The organism is Shewanella sp. 10N.7 (assembly GCF_020806285.1).
GTDB lineage: Bacteria > Pseudomonadota > Gammaproteobacteria > Enterobacterales > Shewanellaceae > Shewanella > Shewanella electrodiphila.
In genome coordinates this window covers 137591-156332 of record NZ_JAJGZS010000008.1, presented here as the reverse complement: position 1 = coordinate 156332, position 18742 = coordinate 137591, and the positions used below count along the sequence as shown (strand labels likewise).

Annotated in this window: 17 protein-coding genes; 5 read left to right on the top strand and 12 right to left on the bottom strand. The window is 40.3% G+C overall.

The window, feature by feature from the left end; translation table 11 throughout:
- Nucleotides 1–179 precede the first annotated feature (179 nt).
- From LMH66_RS07305 to LMH66_RS07290, 4 genes are all read left to right on the top strand, one after another.
- Entirely contained in the window at nt 180–611 is a 432-nt protein-coding gene (locus tag LMH66_RS07305; protein ID WP_229369093.1) for a GNAT family N-acetyltransferase, read from the top strand.
- A 381-nt stretch (nt 612–992) separates the two neighbouring features.
- Entirely contained in the window at nt 993–1694 is a 702-nt protein-coding gene (locus LMH66_RS07300) for a DUF445 domain-containing protein (protein ID WP_229369110.1), read from the top strand.
- A 406-nt stretch (nt 1695–2100) separates the two neighbouring features.
- Nucleotides 2101–2451 (top strand): VOC family protein, encoded by a 351-nt coding sequence (locus LMH66_RS07295; protein WP_229369092.1) that lies wholly within the window; start codon nt 2101–2103, stop codon nt 2449–2451.
- Complete coding sequence (locus tag LMH66_RS07290) at nt 2420–2644, top strand: DUF1289 domain-containing protein (protein WP_324295164.1); 225 nt, start codon at nt 2420–2422, stop codon at nt 2642–2644. Before LMH66_RS07295 ends, LMH66_RS07290 begins: the two co-directional genes overlap by 32 nt.
- 30 nt (nt 2645–2674) lie before the next feature.
- On the opposite strand, the gene LMH66_RS07285 is transcribed toward LMH66_RS07290, so the two are convergent.
- The 9 genes from LMH66_RS07285 to LMH66_RS07245 form a co-directional block, all read right to left on the bottom strand.
- Entirely contained in the window at nt 2675–3169 is a 495-nt protein-coding gene (locus LMH66_RS07285; RefSeq protein ID WP_229369090.1) for a GNAT family N-acetyltransferase, read from the bottom strand.
- Nucleotides 3170–3288: 119 nt separating this feature from the next.
- Nucleotides 3289–4953: an asparagine synthase B gene (asnB, locus tag LMH66_RS07280; RefSeq protein WP_229369089.1), complete on the bottom strand. Its 1665-nt coding sequence runs from the start codon at nt 4951–4953 to the stop codon at nt 3289–3291.
- Nucleotides 4954–5314: 361 nt separating this feature from the next.
- Nucleotides 5315–6988: a M28 family metallopeptidase gene (locus LMH66_RS07275; RefSeq protein WP_229369088.1), complete on the bottom strand. Its 1674-nt coding sequence runs from the start codon at nt 6986–6988 to the stop codon at nt 5315–5317.
- A gap of 373 nt (nt 6989–7361) precedes the next feature.
- Nucleotides 7362–8108, bottom strand: coding sequence for an HAD-IIA family hydrolase (locus tag LMH66_RS07270; RefSeq protein ID WP_229369087.1), 747 nt, complete (start codon nt 8106–8108; stop codon nt 7362–7364).
- A 144-nt stretch (nt 8109–8252) separates the two neighbouring features.
- Nucleotides 8253–8729 (bottom strand): bifunctional diaminohydroxyphosphoribosylaminopyrimidine deaminase/5-amino-6-(5-phosphoribosylamino)uracil reductase RibD, encoded by a 477-nt coding sequence (locus LMH66_RS07265; RefSeq protein ID WP_229369086.1) that lies wholly within the window; start codon nt 8727–8729, stop codon nt 8253–8255.
- Nucleotides 8730–8784: 55 nt separating this feature from the next.
- Nucleotides 8785–9288, bottom strand: a complete 504-nt coding sequence (locus LMH66_RS07260) for a hypothetical protein (protein WP_229369085.1) — start codon at nt 9286–9288, stop codon at nt 8785–8787.
- Nucleotides 9289–9416: 128 nt separating this feature from the next.
- Nucleotides 9417–9860, bottom strand: a complete 444-nt coding sequence (locus tag LMH66_RS07255; RefSeq protein ID WP_229369084.1) for a DUF4234 domain-containing protein — start codon at nt 9858–9860, stop codon at nt 9417–9419.
- A gap of 60 nt (nt 9861–9920) precedes the next feature.
- Nucleotides 9921–10100, bottom strand: a complete 180-nt coding sequence (locus LMH66_RS07250; RefSeq protein ID WP_229369083.1) for a hypothetical protein — start codon at nt 10098–10100, stop codon at nt 9921–9923.
- A gap of 273 nt (nt 10101–10373) precedes the next feature.
- Nucleotides 10374–11750: an L-serine ammonia-lyase gene (locus LMH66_RS07245; protein ID WP_102528547.1), complete on the bottom strand. Its 1377-nt coding sequence runs from the start codon at nt 11748–11750 to the stop codon at nt 10374–10376.
- A 358-nt stretch (nt 11751–12108) separates the two neighbouring features.
- Here LMH66_RS07245 and nagZ point away from each other — a divergent pair, with 358 nt between their 5' ends.
- Nucleotides 12109–13119, top strand: coding sequence for a beta-N-acetylhexosaminidase (nagZ, locus tag LMH66_RS07240; protein WP_229369082.1), 1011 nt, complete (start codon nt 12109–12111; stop codon nt 13117–13119).
- Nucleotides 13120–13436: 317 nt separating this feature from the next.
- On the opposite strand, the gene LMH66_RS07235 is transcribed toward nagZ, so the two are convergent.
- The 3 genes from LMH66_RS07235 to LMH66_RS07225 form a co-directional block, all read right to left on the bottom strand.
- Nucleotides 13437–14471 carry a peptidoglycan binding protein CsiV gene (locus LMH66_RS07235; protein WP_229369081.1) on the bottom strand — a complete coding sequence of 345 codons (1035 nt, stop codon included), beginning with the start codon at nt 14469–14471 and terminating at the stop codon, nt 13437–13439.
- Nucleotides 14471–17962, bottom strand: a complete 3492-nt coding sequence (mfd, locus tag LMH66_RS07230) for a transcription-repair coupling factor (RefSeq protein ID WP_229369080.1) — start codon at nt 17960–17962, stop codon at nt 14471–14473. The genes LMH66_RS07235 and mfd overlap by 1 nt, the downstream gene beginning before the upstream one ends.
- 166 nt (nt 17963–18128) lie before the next feature.
- Nucleotides 18129–18722 (bottom strand): hypothetical protein, encoded by a 594-nt coding sequence (locus tag LMH66_RS07225; RefSeq protein WP_229369079.1) that lies wholly within the window; start codon nt 18720–18722, stop codon nt 18129–18131.
- Between the last annotated feature and the right edge of the window lie 20 nt (nt 18723–18742).

Genomic DNA, 18742 nt, shown 5'->3' with positions numbered 1-18742 from the left:
TTAATGAGATTTTTAAGTTTAAATTAGATTGTATTTACCAAGCAGACTAAGGTCCCATAAAAGCTTTGTTGATTTATTGTTGTGTAATTCATTTAAGGCTCTCATTGGTTTTAATTTGTATTCAACACTCAGATGATAATTTTGCCGCTGTGTAAATTAATAATTTCAAGGATGAAAGCATGAATATTCGACTAACTTCAGAGTTAGATACCGATGTTTTAGTGAGCTTATTTGACGACTATAGACAAAGTATGGGGTTTAAATCTGAACCTAAAAAATGCCGTCAATTTATTAAAACTCGTTTAATAGAAAATGATTCGATGATCCTAGCGGCTTTTGAAGAGCAAAAGTGCTTAGGTTTTGTTCAGCTTTATCCTTCTTATTCTTCGTTGTTACTTAAACCTGTTTGGTATTTTGACGATGTATTTGTTGATGCGAGTCGTCGAGGCGAAGGCATCGCGACTCTGCTTATCGAAAAAGCAAAAATGTTAGCCCAAGGTACCGACGTCATGTTAGTCAAACGCACAAAGGTGCTTGATAACGGACTAGAAACTAATTTGTCTAATCAAACCGAAGCTGAAGGGATGTATTTGTATCATTCTGGATTGTAGTAAAAGGTTTTAATAGTAAGTTAGGGCGGGTTGAATTGTGGTCGAGATAAAATCCAATCAAGCGCGGCGAGTGAATTGCCGCCAAGCAATCTAAGCACTCTAAGTAATCTAAGCACTCTTTGTTCGCAAAAATTTGCTCAACAATGTTGAATCCGTTTTTAGCCCAACCCTTTGGGCAGCGTTTGTTGTCCATTTTTTACCAGCTTATCGGTTTCTTTATCTAGAATGACTACATCACAAAGTCTCTGCCTTTCGGCCTTGATGCATAGAATGGCCAACAACTCGCTGCCAAAACAACTTTAAAAGATCAACACACCCTAGTATCTAACCTTTGGAAATTGATAGAATGCCAAAGGTTTTTTTATGTCTGAGGATTTTAGATTGAACAAGAGTTTAGTGACTAATGTCATTGCCGCAGCATTAGTGTTGATTGGCTATTTTGCAGAAGTAACCATGGTATTCACAATAGGGTTATTTGCGCTATCTGGCGCGGTAACCAACTGGCTAGCAGTCCATATGTTATTTGAAAAAGTCCCAGGTTTATATGGCTCAGGTGTTATTCCATCACGCTTTGAAGAGTTTAAAGCCGGTATTAAACATCTGATGATGGAGCAGTTTTTTACTCAAGAAAACATTGATCGTTTACTGACTGAAAACAGTGCGAGTGCTATCGATTTAACGCCTGTAATTGATAAAGTGGATCTTGAACCGTCATTTGACGCTTTGGTGACTACGGTTGAAAACTCATCTTTTGGTGGCATGCTATCTATGTTTGGTGGAACAGAAGCATTGATCCCATTAAAAGAGCCTTTTATTGATAAAATGAAACAGTCATTGACTGAGCTAACTCAAAGCGAAGAGTTTAATCAAATTTTGATTAATGAGCTGGAACAGCCTAATGTCATGGCCGATTTACAACAGAAAGTATCGAACATTGTTGATCAACGCCTTGATGAGTTAACCCCAGTGATGGTGAAGGATATTATTCAAGAAATGATCCGCAAGCACCTAGGCTGGTTAGTGGTTTGGGGTGGTGTATTCGGTGGATTAATTGGCGCTTTAGCAGCTATTATTCAATCTTAATTAGGTGACTAATTAAGTGACTAGTTGCGTGGGATATAGACTATAACACTCGCTATAAAACGTTTTTATGTCAGTTTTTATGTCAGTTTTTATGTCAGTTTTTAATAACTGTTTTCTATACTGATTTTGTATTGCAGCAGGTCATTAGTCGAATTTAATCTGCACTCGAAAAAGTGATAAGGGCTTAAATAAGATCTTGTTTATGATTTGTTTAAGTCCTTGTCTAAACTCTTACCTAAGACCTTGTTTTATTTTCTTATATTAAAGTTTTGTCACTTATTTAATTGTTATCTGAGTTAGGGACTTTTACTGCCAAAGTTCGACATCCCCTAATTATTCCTCTATTTTGAATATAGATACGTGTCATTATAGGCTAACCTATTCAACCTAATTTAAGAGGTTACTTATGTCCCAACATCATAAAATTAATTACTTAGAAATACCTGTTAAAGATTTAGTAAAAACCAAAACGTTTTTTACTGAAGTGTTTGGTTGGCATTTTAAGGATTATGGCCCTGAATACAGCTGCTTTTTGGATGTAGGTATTGATGGAGGATTTTACCAAGCGGAGCAGGGCTTCAATTTGAAAAGTGCCTGCCCGTTGATAGTGTTATACAGCCAATGTCTTGAAACCAGTGAGCGGAAAATATTGGCTGCTGGTGGCGTAATCCTTAAACCTGTGTTCAGTTTCCCTGGTGGTAAACGATTTCATTTTGCAGATATTAATGGGAATGAATATGCAGTCTGGTCCGAATGAACCTCGTTCACCCTGTGTGGGGAATTGCTGCCTTGATCAACAAGATATCTGTTTGGGCTGTCATAGAACTCATCAAGAAATTTTAGCTTGGCACAAAATGAGTGTTGATGATAAAAATACCCACTTAACGGTTCTCGCAATGAGGGCCGCTCAAGCAAAAAAGCGTCGACAATGTCAGGGCGTTACACAGTAGGCCATTTATTTCATTAACTGTCTGTAACAGTTACGCTTCAATTTCTGTCTTGAATAATGAAAACCCTCGAGCTTGGTAATTTTTCAACGCACTAGGGTGATCCAGCGAGCAAGTGTGCACTGAAACACGCTCGGTGTTATCGAGTAACCAAGCTTGTTCTATCGCTTGGCTAAGCAAATATCCACCCATGCCTTTACCAATAAAGCGCACACCAAGCCCAAAATACATAATCTCGACGTTATTATTTCCTTGCTGTTGCAGCTCAAAGTAACCCGCTGGAGAACCGTCAAAATAGGCGACATATAAGTGAAGTTGGCTATCTTCACTGTATTGCTGCCATTGCTTATCAGTCCATCCTAACTTATCTGTCCATTCCCACGCCGAGCCAACAAATTGATATAGAAAACGATTAAATTCGTATTGTGGTACCAGTGCTTTAGTCACTGTTAACCCTTTAGCATCCGTTTTGGCTTGTAACTGCGTTGGTTGTAACATCTCTAAATGGAATATGGTGACATCTGTCATGGCAAGCCTTTCAATGTAATCAGTATTTATGTGGGGTAGACTAAATCAATTAGCGGCAATAAAAAAGCCACCCTGCGGGTGGCTTCAAATTTATTGTTGAGTTAGTTGAAATCTACAACTTAATAAGCACTGTCATGGACGTTTTTAACGGCACGTCCTGATGGGTCGTTAATGCCCTGTAAGCTTTCATCCCAAAGTAGTGCTTCTGGAGTCGAACAAGCCACCGTTTTACCACCGGGTACTGTTTCAGCTGCAGATTCAAGTGGGAAAAACTCTTCAAAGAAACTACGGTAATAATAGGCTTCTTTAGATTCCGGTGTGTTATATGGGAATCTAAATTTAGCATTGGCCAGTTGTAAATCATCTACTTGTTCAGCAGCAATGTCTTTCAAGCCATCAATCCATGAGTAACCAACACCATCACTAAACTGCTCTTTTTGACGCCATACCACTTCATGCGGGAGTGCGTGTTCAAAGGCTTCACGTAAGATGTTTTTCTCAATACGGCCATCTTTAGACATTTTCGCTTCAGGGTTGATGCGCATCGCTACATCCATGAACTCTTTATCTAAGAATGGAACGCGGGCTTCAAGTCCCCATGCTGCCATGGCTTTGTTAGCTCGTAGGCAATCAAATAAATGTAATTTATCTAACTTACGGACTAACTCTTCATGGAAAGCTTGAGCATTTGGCGCTTTATGGAAGTACAAATAACCACCAAATAGTTCGTCAGCGCCTTCACCTGACAATACCATTTTGATCCCCATGGCTTTAATTTTACGGGCCATTAAATACATTGGTGTAGCGGCACGAATGGTCGTAACATCATAAGTTTCTAAGTGATAAATCACTTCTTTAATCGCATCTAAACCTTCTTGGAAAGTGAAGTGGATTTCATGGTGAATCGTGCCAATATCGTCAGCAACTTTTTTCGCTGCAATTAAATCTGGTGCGCCTTCTAAACCTACGGCAAATGAATGCAGTTGTGGCCACCATGCATCTGTTTCACTGTCATTTTCAATACGACGTTTAGCAAAGGTTTGCGTAATCGCTGAAATAACGGATGAATCTAAACCGCCTGATAATAATACCCCGTAAGGCACATCAGACATCAACTGACGTTTTACTGCAGCTTCTAGGGCATCACGTAACTCTTCTTTGCTAGCAGGGTTATCTTTAACTGCATCGTAGTCACGCCAATCACGCTGATAGTATTGAGTTAAATCAGCATCTTTAGAATAGTGATAATGACCAGGTTTAAATTCTTCAACTGTTTTACATACTGGCATCAGTGCTTTCATTTCAGAGGCAATGTAGTAGTTTCCTAAGCTGTCACGACCAGAGTAAAGGGGAATAATCCCCATGTGATCACGACCAATTAAAAAGGCATCTTTTGTTTTATCGTATAGAACGAAAGCAAAAATACCGTTTAGCTTGTCGAGAAAGTCTACACCGTATTCTTGGTATAAAGCTAAGATGACTTCACAGTCTGAGTTGGTTTTGTATCGGTACTTTTCACCTAACTCTTCTTTAAGTTGTTTATGGTTATAAATTTCACCATTCACTGCTAAAACGATACTGTCATCTTCGCTGATTAATGGCTGAGCTCCGTGATCAACGTCAACAATGGCAAGGCGCTCATGAGCGAGAATCGCTTTATCATCTGCATATACACCAGACCAATCTGGTCCACGGTGACGTAATAGCTTCGACATTTCTAAAGCCACTTGACGCAATTCTTTAGCGTCTGATTGAATATCTAAAATTGAAAAAATTGAACACATAATGAGGCTCCAGAAATCGTATAGCGAATCGTAATAATCTTTATCTGGGATTCACTTTGACAGCATTTTTCACAATGTTCAACGCTGATTTTTAAATTATTCTCAACAAAAGGTGGTTTTAGGTGTGGTTAATCTTTGTTTTTGCATTGTCATTTTGAGGATCGGTTAAACTTGTAACGATATTATTGATGAATATTGATTTTACTCTCTGAAATTGCCATTTCGATTTGAGAATATTGAATCAGAGAGAGATAAATTCTAAAGATTAAAATATGTATTTATTTGACGTAAATTTAAACAAAAATCCCTTGTGAACATTATCACAAGGGATTTTAGGCTTTAGGGATGAAACTTTCGCAGTTTAATCTTTAGCAGGGCGCAAACTGTTAAATTCAGAGCCTTTGTAATAACCTGGCCAATCCCCATTATTGGCTAATGTTTCAGCAGCTTGATAGTAAACGGATAAATCTTGTAATGCGCCAGATAAATCCCAGTCAGCTCGGTAATGATCACAAACGTTGTGATAACACCCTTTCATTTGTGCTTGCATCGCTTGTTTATACTGCGCGGTTGCATCATCTAGAGGCACACTACCACCGCCTGCAAATACTGCCGGCACGCCAAGTTTTGCAAAACTGAAATGATCAGAGCGGAAAAAACCACCTGATGCAGGGTTACGCTCACGGGTTGCTGTTCTATTTTGGCCTTTAGCGACATCAATTAAATAGGCTTCAAGCTCCGACTGCCCTTTACCTACAATAGTGTAATCTTGGGTTTTACCATACACATTGGTGCTATCAAGATTAAATACGGCAACTGTTTTATCTATTGGATAAATTGGGTTGGCAGCGTAATAGCGTGAACCTAATAGACCTTGTTCTTCGCCTGTAGTCGCAATAAAGGTCACTGATCGGTTTAACCTATTACCTTGCTGTGCTTGCTTAGCAAACTGGCGAGCGATTTCTAGTATCCCAGCGGTGCCTGATGCATTATCTAATGCACCGTTATAAATATTATCGCCATCTTTGGTCAAACCGATGCCAATATGGTCCCAATGAGCGGTAAATAATATATGTTCAGCTGCGGCGTTTTTACCGGGTAGAGTAGCGACGACATTGTAACTATCGGCGTACTCAGCTTCGCTATTGAAAGCGATGTCTGCTATTTGTTTTAAGTCTAGGTTTATTGCACTGTCTGATGCGCGAGCCATGAGGTTTGTTAGTTCAAAACCCGCTGTTTTGAATATGGCGGTCGCACTATCTAACGTCATCCAGCCTTCTACCGCGATACGTTGATCTTGTACTTCTTTACTGAAAACTAAATCTTGTTGAGCGCCAGTCCAGCTATTTTCTACCACCGACCAAGGGTAAGATGCTGGCGCGGTGTCATGAATGATGATTGCGCCTAACGCGCCTTGTCGGCTAGCTTCTTCAAATTTATAGCTCCAGCGACCATAGTAAGTCATCGCTTTGCCATTAAATTTATCTGACTCAGGGTGAGCAAACCCAGGGTCATTGACCATGATCACCGCGATTTTCCCTTTCATGTCTATGTCTTGGTAGTCATTCCATTGATATTCAGGTGCGTTTATGCCGTACCCTACAAAGACTAATGGTGCATTATTGATGTCTACGCCACCTTTATCATGGCGTGTACCTAGGACAATATCCTTACGGTTTTCCATGGTCATGCCAGCTAAGCTAATTTGTTGTGACTCACTAGCGGTGTAACTCACCATAGGCACAGGTTGTAAGTAACTGTCTTGATAAGTCGTATCTAAGCCCATTTCTTTAAAGGCTGCAGATAAATAATCTAATGTGAGTTTTTCGCCTTTAGTGGTCGGGGCGCGGCCTTCAAACTCATCTGAAGAAAGGGTTTTAATATCTTTTCTAAAACGTGCTTCATCAAAAGTGACTTGGCTTGCGGCAGCTGAAGCACTGTTGATTGTTGAAGGTGCAGAGGTTTGCTCATCAGCACTTTGAGGGCTGCAGGCGCTTAATAACGCTAATGCGCAAAAAGGGAGCAAGTGTTTCATAGGTCATCCTATTGTTATTTTTAAGTATTATTGGAACATTATGGTATTAGAATCACAATGCACTGACTGCATGTTGGTTTCTATAAGCTTATTACTAGAGGTCTATTAACGATAAAATGATTAGTTATGTACACTAAGTATTTTCGGGCAACTAGCCTAATGCTATCAACGCATGATGTATCAAGCTTATGCAGCAAACAAGAGCATAAGCTTGAAATTATGTTACCTAATGTTAACCGAATGAAGATGTAGCAGATTCTACTGATTTAGATGGTTTTTAAAGAGCATCACAACATAAAACCTTGCTGACATACTCTTAAAACTCGTTTTATTAAATTAGATTTAGTTGCCATGTTCCAGCAAAGTTAATACTTTAGACAACATCAATTTCGCCAGCACATTTAAAAACGTGGTTGGGTCTGAAAGGTTCTTTATCAATATCGCCCATTTGGCTGACGCCGCTAGTGACCAGAATTGTTTCAAGTCCAGCTTGGAAACCTGCCAAAATATCAGTGCGCATATTGTCACCAATAATCACGGTATTTTCTGAATGACCTTTAATATGGTTTAACGCTGAACGTATGATCCACGAGCTTGGTTTGCCAACATAAAATGGCTTTTTACCTGTTATCCGTTCAATCGGAGAGCACAATGCGCCGCAAGCAGGGCTGTATGCTGGGCCGTGAGTATCAGGGTTTGTTGCAATAAAACGCGCGCCATTGGCAATAAATCCAGAGGCTTTATGGATCATGTCCCAGTTAAATGAACGAGTTTCACCCACAATAACAAAGTCAGGGTTGATGTCTGTAATGGTAAAGCCTGCATTGTAGAGTTCATGGGTGAGGGCACCTTCACCGATAACATAGGCTTTATTACCTTGTTGGTGCTTTAAGAAATCCGCAGTTGCCATTGCAGAGGTATAAAAACAGCTTTCAGGTACATTAATTCCAGCTGCGCCAAGTCGATTTTGCAGATCTTTCCCAGTTTGTACAGGGTAGTTGGTAAGAATAACCAGCGGATTACCTTGTTCTAGTACTCTATGGATAAAAGTATCACTTCCAGGAATGAGTTTGTTGTCATGCAGTAAAACGCCATCAATATCGCAGATAATATTTTTCATTACTAACCCTTTGGCTAAATTATTAACTTAATTAAAAAATCGATTTGCTGTTAATTCATACAAACATACTTTGGCTTAAAAATCATCTTGAGAAGGGCTAAATTGTGAGCGTAAAAAAGCTGGGCGGGTAATGAATATTGGCCTTTATGAAAGCGGGTATGATTTATTTAAATAAGGCGATAAAAAACGGCTTACTTGCTGATGACATAATCCGACTTCAACAGTAATGCCGGCTTTTTCGAGGATACTGATCCCTTTACCGCTATTTCTAGCATCAGGATCTAACATTGCGACTATGACGTGCTTTATTCCTGACTCAATAATGGCATTAGCGCATGCAGGAGTGCGACCAATAAACGCGCAAGGCTCAAGGGTGATATAAGCAATGACATCTGACATAGCGCCTATAAAAGAATCAGACATATCACTAGAATATGCCTTCAGAGCTTCTATTTCTGCGTGATTATGACCAATTTCCTGCGTGAAACCTTCGGCGACAATCTCATTATTTGTTACTAGTACACAACCAACAGGCGGGTTTGGCTGACATTTTGGCAAAGCCTTATGTGATATTGCTAATGCTCGCAGCATGAACTCTTGTTGCATTGTTGTACTGAACATTATCGAGCTTAGAATGGTTGAGTTGTTATTATTTGGGCTCATTGGATGTATGTACTTATCGGTTATGGTTTATTTCTTTAGACCATGATTTCCACTCTACACTTCTTCCAGGAAATACTATTTTGGTAAACGGCCAGCTATTTTTAAGCCAATGATTAATCGTGTCATAAAGATCGTTTTCTAAATAAACATTATCATCCCTAATCCAGAAATAAACTTCGCAGTGATAATTTGGTGATTGACTTGGATCAATGTATACAGACCCAAGACAGCGAGTATTTGACTTATCAAACACTGAATAGGCAAATGCTGTTCTTGAGTTAAATTCTTGCTGATGGACTTTCAAGCTAGCGGTGTTTTCTTCGAGTGTCATGGAGTTTTGTGGCCAAACGGAACTTGGACCAAAAAGATACCTTAAACGTTTAATGCTTGACATTACAGCGTCGTAATCTTGTTTAGCCACACTTGGTTCGAGCATTCTAAAGTTGAAATTTTTGGTGATGAATGTTGTTGGCACGTCGAAATCTAAAGCAATGAATTCAGTTGTTTGTATTGGCACTTAACACCTCTTTTAGCCGTGAGCATGTTATTTAATGGCTAGTATAGAACATAATGATTAAGCAAGATTTACGATAAAGTTAAACACTTCTTTCATATTTAGAGTGTTACTCAGCAGTTGGTATTAACTTAATCAGACACCAAGTTAGCAGAATTAGATAGGCCTTGGTTTATCGTATGTTGCATATAAATAACATGAAAAAATGAGGTAAATATTGGGTCTAACCAAAGTCGGTCGCCTTTGTTCGCGGCTGATAGGCTGTTAATTCTATTACGAACCATAAATATCCATACCATATCAAAAACAGTAGAGATGACATGAATACCAATGGAGCCTTTCAGCATCAGAGGATCATGTAAATTGATAATGGCGTAAATCAGGCAGCTCAATGACATGGTAAATAAAGCTATTGTAATAGCCATAAATGTAGATGATATTTCTTGCGGGGTACTGTTGTTTATCTGAGTTGAGAATTGATAAAGCTTATAAATAAAATATATCCCAATGGTTAATACACAAAGTAGGAGTGTTTTAACGACTGAGTCAGCTTTGAAAACGTTTTTAAAATCCATTTCAATCAATTCCTGTTAGTAACAACTGAATTTTTTAATTTTTTTTATTTATAGAATCGTTTATTTTGGACTTTTAGCATTAATGACTTTTTTGATAACTGCAGTTGAAGCGATGGCGATAACCAGAACTAAAAAAATGGTAGAACCAATAATATCCTTGTCGATGATGTTATAAACTAATCCAAGAAGGGTAATTGCGGTAATCACTAAGTAACCACTTTTGTCTGATAATTTATCCATAAATATTTCCTGAAACTCCTGTTTCAATCATTCAATAAAGTTGACTAATTAGCGTAAAGTATCACTAGTTAGTTGAGAAGCAAAGGTGAAGTAAAAAATATAGGGAATAGCGCTGGAAATGATTCAAGGTCAAATCTGTAAGGCTTGGATTAGAGTTTCTTTCGCTGGGAAAAAAGTGAGAGAAAGATTTAAGCGTTAAAAAAGAGGCTGTTAAGCCTCTTTTATTCATCAACTATTATTCATCAACTATATCAGTGAGATAATATTATCTCATTAACACTCGACAATATTCACCGCTAAACCACCTTTGGCAGTTTCTTTGTATTTGCTGCGCATATCTTTGCCGGTATCCATCATGGTTTTAATCACTTTATCTAAACTGACTTTATGATTACCGTCACCACGAAGCGCCATACGTGAGGCATTAATCGCTTTAACCGCACCCATGGCATTACGTTCAATACAAGGCACTTGCACTAGCCCGCCTACAGGATCGCAGGTTAAGCCTAAGTTATGCTCCATGCCTATTTCTGCGGCATTTTCTACATGTTCGACAGTGCCGCCCATAATTTCAGTGAGCGCTGCTGCGGCCATTGAGCATGCCACGCCAACTTCGCCCTGACAGCCAACTTCAGCGCCAGAAATTGATGCGTTTTTCTTATACAAAATACCAATTGCTGCTGCAGTTAATAAGTAACGACAACAAACATCCATATCGACTTCTTGAACAAAGGTATGGTAATAGCAAAGTACGGCAGGAATAATTCCCGCTGCGCCATTGGTTGGTGCGGTAACGACTCTATCACCAGCAGCATTTTGCTCATTGACTGATAAAGCGAATAAATCGACCCAATCCATCGCGGTTAATGGGTCCATATTGTTGCGGCCTTCAGCTTGTAAGCGACGATATAACGCTGGAGCTCGTCGACGAAGCTTTAATCCGCCAGGTAGCATGCCTTCTTTTTGATAACCGCGTTCAATACAGTCTTTCATGGTTTGCCAAATTTCCCACAAACCCTGTTTAACATCATCTTCTGAGGCGATACTTAACTCATTTGCCATCATCAGCGATGAAATACTTAACCCATTATCACAGCACAGATCCAACAATTGACTGGCAGAGTCAAAATCATAAGGCGCAGATTTTATCGGCGTAGCAGGGGATGCATTGGTTTGGGTTATTTCATCTTCATCAAGAATGAAACCACCGCCAACGGAGTAATAAGTACGTTCATAAATGCATTCGCCTTGGCTATAGGCATATAACGTCATGGCGTTAGCATGAGCAGGAAGACTTTTACGGCGATGATAGGTAATACCATTGTCGCGAGTAAATTTAACTGAGCGACCATCTGCGAGTATCAGTGTTTGATTAGCGGAGACTTGTTCAAGAATGTTATCAATAGCATCAGTATCGACGGTATCAGGGTCTTCACCCATAAGACCAAGGATGACCGCTTTACCAGTACCATGACCTTTACCTGTTTGGCCTAATGAGCCAAACAGTTCTGAACGTAATTCATCGGTATTCTGTAACAAACCTTGGTTTGCTAAATGCTGCATAAACAGCTTACCCGCTTTCATTGGTCCGACAGTATGGGAACTTGAGGGCCCAATACCGATTTTGAACATATCAAATACGCTAATCATTGTTATCAACCTTAATACTCAGTCGTTTTTTATTATAGTCGTTTATTATTTTACCGCGGCGAATATCACAGCTATAAACCAGATTAACAATTCTTGGTAAACTGTATCTCTAGCCACTGTTTCTCTGCATAATAGTCAATATTACATACAGATTTTAAAGCAGTATTTGCCTGACGGTTTTCAAATCTCGTCTGTTATTTAATTGAGTATCCCATACTTTTTATTAGATCGTTCATTAGATTTTTTTATGCGATGTACTTCAGATTAGTTGAAGTAATTGTAACCCAGATCACAGTGGCGACTTTTTTGTAATATGGACAATCAAGCCCGTGACGCTAAGGCAATAATAGGAGTTAGTGTGAGTTATTTAATGATGGATTTAGCTGGCCTGAGTGTCAGCGAGGAAGAAGCCGCTTTATTACAGCATCAACAGGTGGGAGGAATTATATTATTTTCCCGCAATTTTTCTAATAAAGCGCAGTTAATTGAGTTAGTAAAATCAGTTCGTGAAATTCGTGCAGATTTATTGATAGCAGTGGATCATGAAGGCGGGCGTGTGCAGCGCTTTAGAGAAGAGTTTACTCTGATACCTGCGATGGGAGATATCTTACCTGCAGCTAAAGGGGATATGGCATTAGCACAGCGCTGGAGTCGAGAACTTGGCTTTTTAATGGCGATTGAATTGGTCGCTTGCGATATTGATTTAAGTTTTGCGCCAGTTCTGGATGTTAATGGTGTCAGCGATGTTATTGGTAAGCGCAGCTTTAGCGCTAAACCTAAAGAAGTGGGTTTATTGGCTGAATCTTTTATTGAAGGTATGAATCAAGCCGGTATGGCTGCGGTGGGTAAACACTTTCCCGGCCATGGCAGCGTGAAAGCGGATACGCATGTGGCCATGGCTGAAGATAATCGCAGTAAAGATGAAATCTTTAACTTTGATATGCAACCTTTTAAGCAGCTGATGGCGAAAAAACAATTGAATGGTGTGATGCCTGCTCATGTTGTTTATAAGCAGGTTGATCCTAATCCTGCTGGCTTTTCGTCTTATTGGCTGCAAGACATATTACGTCAGGAACTGGCCTTTGACGGGGTTATTTTCTCAGATGATTTAGGCATGAAAGGTGCCTCGTTTGCAGGGGATTATTTGGGGCGTGCCCAAGCCGCTTTATCGGCTGGCTGCGATATGATTTTGGTATGTAACGATCCTGAAGGCGTTAAAACCTTGCTGTCAGAGTTTTCATGGCCTGAAAAGGGACCAGCGTCGAATGCTCAGGGCTTAAAAGCAGATATGGAGCAAGTGATGATTGGTCTTGGTTCAACTGAACGTTGGGAAAAAGCGCAAATGCTAGCCAAGCAAATCTTAAGCTAGTTTTTTGGAGTAAGCGTGAACTTTGAGAGGACTAATAGGTGATTCTACATCGCTAGTTGGTTAATTGCTAAGCAGTTAACTCCTGGTAGTTAGCAAATATGATACGAGTATGCTACAAAATGATACAAGTGAATTTAACATGCGACTTAAATTCACTTATATCAATGTCATATTATGCAAATTTTTGCTTTATACAGCTAATCGAATGATTAGCTGTTTTTTTATGTAAAAAAACCGAATGAGATGTATTGTCAATACTACCCATTCGGTTCTAATTTTTGCTAAAGCGACTCGCTAACGTTTAATTAAAACCGCTTTTAATTAAGCTGGCGTTGAGTCGAATTGATACCAGAAGCCATCGATTCAGTTACAGCTTCAGCATTTAAATCAGTCAGTGAATCATCTTCAAGTACTAATTCTGCTGGCTTTGTCGTAGTAGGTTGTTCCATCTTTCTGATTTGCATAATAATCCCCATATTTGGGTGATCAAAATAATGCACTTCACCAGATCTTACTCGGCGGTTTTGCACCATAGGTATTGATTGTAAAAATGGACTAATGACTTTTTCATCATTGGCATCAACACTGTATTGATAATAGTCACTTTGATTGGTTTGCTTTTGAATCGGTTTGCGTAAAGCCAACTTAGTTTCAATAAACAAATAATGACTTAAGTAAATATTGATATTACCGTCAAGCTCCCACACCGGCTTTGTTTGAGGTTCATCAACAAAGCTGCCAAATGACGATGTGAAATCAAACGTTGAAAATTCATCATCAACTTCTTCAGCGACTGGGTTACCGGCGTAATCAAATTGCTCTGAAAAATCCTTACCGGCAAAAATACGAATTGGCTTAGCGCGATTACGTGACTTCATATCTTGTTGCCAAGTGATGTGCAGTAAGCTACGAACGTCATTTTCTCGACGGACTGTGCTGATTATTTCTGCAAATTCACTTTGAGACTCAGCTAACAATAACGGCCCTTCACCTAAATACGCCACTTGCGGCGATTCAGCAGCAATCGAAAACGGCACTTGGCTTGGGAATGTGGTTTTGTTGGCGCTAACTAAAGGGTCTTGGCAATCGACTTCGCTGCTTGTCCAGTCGGTTGAGGTACAACCGGTTAGCCCAAGTGCAACGCCAGTAATATCATTACTGATCATGGGCGTGATTAAATCGATATTTTTGCGATTAGCAGGGGTTGCAGTGTTTTCTTGCCACTGCTCGAGACTGTTTGACTGTCTTTCAAATACGAAGACTTCAACCTCAAACCAAGATTTAGCTTGAGCATTAATCGACGCAGTCATCGCTGTTAAAGCGGCAATGGAAATAGCAAAGTTACGCAGCACTATTTAGTTTCTCCAATACGGTGTTTAGCTAATTGCTCTAGCAGAGTCTTGATTAAGTCTAGACGTTGTTTACTGGTTTCTGCAGGCATAGTGAACTTTAACTTATTTGAGCCTTCCATTCGATAAATTTGTGGCTGACTTTGTAATAAACCAATGATAAACATAGGATCGATTTTATGATCGTCAGTAAATTCAATGCTGCCACCTTTTGCATGCATCTCAATTTTACTGGCGCCTAACGCCGTCGCTTGATGTTTGTATAAGGTTAGCTCCATCAAGTTACGGGTTGGATCTGGCAGTAATCCAAAGCGGTCGATAAACTCAACTTTAAGTTCATCAAGCATTTTTTCGGTTTCACAATTGGCAATGCGTTTATATAAAGATAAACGCATATTAACGTCAGAGACATAGTCATCAGGTAACAATGCTGGGATACGCAAATCAACTTCACACTGTGAATTAAGCATGTAAGCGAGTGAAGGCTCTTTACCTTCTTTTAACGCTTTCACTGCTGATTCAAGCATTTCCATGTATAAGCTAAAACCAATTTTAGAAATATGACCGCTTTGCTCATCACCGAGCAGTTCACCTGCACCGCGAATTTCTAAATCTTGTGTCGCTAACATGAAACCTGCACCTAAATCTTCTAGGGCATCAATTGCAGCAAGGCGTTTACGGGCATCAGCACTCATTAGTTTCGGGTGCGGGGTCATTAAATACGCATAAGCCTGATGGTGTGAGCGGCCCACACGACCACGTAATTGATGCAGTTGTGCTAAGCCGAACTTATCGGCACGGTCGATGATAATTGTGTTTGCGCTCGGTACATCAATACCGGTTTCAATGATGGTGGTACACACCAACACATTAAAGCGTTGGTGATAAAACTCTGACATCACTTTTTCAAGCTCACGCTCGCGCATTTGGCCATGAGCGGTAACAACACGGGCCTCAGGCAATAAATCACGAATGTCTTGGGCACACTTTTCAATGGTCTCAACATTGTTATGCAGGAAGTAAACCTGACCACCACGTAATATCTCACGCAAGATAGCTTCTCTGACGGTAGCAATATCATACTCACGCACAAAGGTTTTCACTGCGAGACGTTTTGCTGGTGGCGTAGCAATGATTGATAAATCACGCATGCCAGACATGGCCATGTTTAAGGTACGCGGGATTGGGGTCGCGGTTAATGTGAGAATATCGACATTGGCACGTAAGGCTTTAATTTTCTCTTTTTGACGTACACCAAAGCGATGTTCTTCATCAATAACCAATAAGCCTAAATTATCAAAATTAGCTTCAGCTTGAAGTAATTTATGAGTACCGATGACAATATCGACTTTGCCTTCAGATAGCTGTTGTAATACTTGGTTCTGTTCTTTGGCTGAGCGAAAACGTGACATCACTTCAATGACTACAGGCCAATCGGCAAAGCGGTCTTTGAAGTTTTCGTAATGCTGCTGGGCAAGTAGGGTAGTTGGCACCAGCACAACCACTTGTTTGCCTGCGTTAACGGCAACAAATGCGGCGCGCATGGCCACTTCGGTTTTACCAAAGCCCACATCACCACAGACTAATCTGTCCATTGCCATTGGGGTTTGCATGTCAGTTAAGACGGCTTCAATAGCGGTTTCTTGATCGACGGTTTCTTCAAATGGGAAACCTTGGGCAAACTGGGCATATTCCTCAGCTTCGATTTTCATCGCATCGCCAGGTCGAGCTTGTCTGCGGGCATAGACATCTAACAGCTCAGCTGCGACATCTCGAATTTTTTCAATGGCTTTTTTCTTGGCTTTAGCCCAAGTTTCGTTTCCTAGCTTGTTTAAGCTAGGCGTTTCATCAGCGCCAACACTGTAGCGGCTAATGAGATGCAGTGATGAAACAGGTACATAGAGCTTATCGCCGCCAGTATATTCAAGCTGTAAATATTCAGCGACTAAGCCGCCGGTATCAAGGGTTACTAAGCCTTTGTAAAGGGCTACGCCGTGCTCCAAGTGCACAATAGGCTCACCGACTTTAAGTTCAGCGAGGTTTTTAACTAGAACATCAGAGCTGACTTGTTTTTGTTTTTCACGGCGGCGTTGCTGCGAAATACGTTGACCAAATAATTCAGTTTCACAGATGACACTGACTTCGCCTTTAGGCGAGTCATGAATAATACAGCCTCGTGAGAGTGGCGATACAACAAGACCAATCGTGTCTTTAGCGGTTTTAGCGTTAAGGTAATCATCAAGGTGGTCAAACAGTTTTGGTTTAATACCTATCTTGGCTAAAAGCTCGATAAGTGCTTCGCGTCGACCTTCTGATTCGGCGCAAAATACCAATTGTTTATGAGTTTCACTGTATTGTTGCAGGTTGATCAGTGGCTGCTTTAATTTATGATTCGCATTGATGTCAGGTAGAGCTGAGACATTGGCAGATTGTGCTTTAGCATTGTCTTCAGTACCTAATGCCAACTGTGAACGTTGGTAGTTTTTAAAATTCGCGAACAGTTCATCAATCAGTAAATACAGCTCTTGGGGGGCAAGTAGCGGTCTTAATGGATCAACGCGTCTGTCTTCATAACGCGCATTGATTTCATTTAAGTGATGTTGGCTTGCCTGCTCAATATCACCCAACGTCATTAGCTGAGTGTCAGCAGGTAAATAGTCAAACAAGTTGGCTGAGTCATCAAAAAACAGTGGCAGATAGTTTTCTATCCCTGCTGGCATCAAGTTGCGGCTGACTAACTGATAAACTGACTCGGCTTCTTTTGAAATGACTTCGAAGCGGCGACGGTAGCGTTGTCTAAAGCCTTCGATACCGGCAGCATCCGTTGGAAACTCTTTAGCGGGTAACATGCGTACTGCATCAACTTCCTGTTTCGAACGTTGGGTATCAACATCGAAATAGCGAATCGACTCGACTTCATCGTCAAACAATTCAATACGCAGTGGCTCATCAGATCCTGTCAGGAAAATGTCCATAATCGAGCCGCGAATGGCAAACTCGCCGTGCTCGTAGACTTGGTCAACTGAGTAGTAGCCAGTATCGGTAAGATGTTGCCTAACTTGCTGCAAGCTATAAGTGTCGCCTTTTTTCAGCAACATCACATTGGCGGTTAAAAACGATTTTGGCGGCAGTTTCACCATTAATGTATTCACCGGCACAATAATGACATTGTGTTGGCTTTGGCTCATTTGCGCTAAGGTTTCTAATCGCTGGGAAATCAAATCCTGATGGGGTGAAAAACTGTCATAAGGCAGGGTTTCTCTATCGGGAAATAAACACACATTCACATCAGACTGAGATAACAAGTAGGCTAGCTCAACTTCAAGTTGTAATGCACTCGGGGTATCACTGGTGACAATTAAACTGGTACCAGGATGTTGAGCAATTAAACTTGCGAGAGTGACGGCTTGAGAGACGCCCCCCAGGGTTGATAATGTCTGAAATTGCTGGCCTTTTTTGACACTAGGCGGTGTTAAAACGTTAAAATTCTTCATTGAATTATTAAGTTGGCTTCTTTAAATGTGTGATTCACCCAGTTTGATGATGTTTGAGTATATTAAAAACCTTCAAACTGGTGTTAATTAAGGCAAGCTTTCCCCGTTACCTTAAATGTCTGGCAGCTATTATATGCGAGCAAAAACGAAGTTGCAGGAAAATTCGTTATTCAACGCTTTGTTGGCGGCTTTGCTTGCGCATCTTTAACATCTTTTGTTGAACATTTAGGCTGGCTTTAACCAGTTGCTCGACATCTGCATCCAGTATTTGACTGAATTCTAGACTGATGTTGTATGTGGCAGTTTGTGACTCGTTTTCAATACGCTGGCATTGGGTTACTTGGCATAAACATAAAATGGCAACTAACTCGCTACTGATATAGATTGAGGTTTTAAAGTAATCACCGACATTTAACGCAGTTTCTGAAGTTAAGCTAATACCACTGCCGCCAAAGTGAGAACCCTGGAACTTGTCACCCGTTTGCACTTCTTTTTCTAACACATGATGTAACACTAAATCGACTTTGCGAGACTGAAGTTTGAGAAAGTCGACAACCGCCTTAGCATCATTGTCTAAGCCTCTCAATTGTAGAAGGCAACTGGCTTCAAGCTCTTTTACTTCAGACAGTAGTTTTAACCCTACAGATTGCATTGAGCGCAAGTCAGCTTCAGTCGGAATACCTTTGGATTCTGGCCAAGATTCTAGGTAGACATTGAATTGATGAGGCACAGTAAAGTATGCATTAGATTCAGTGAACAAGGTTTGCCTCTTTATTTATC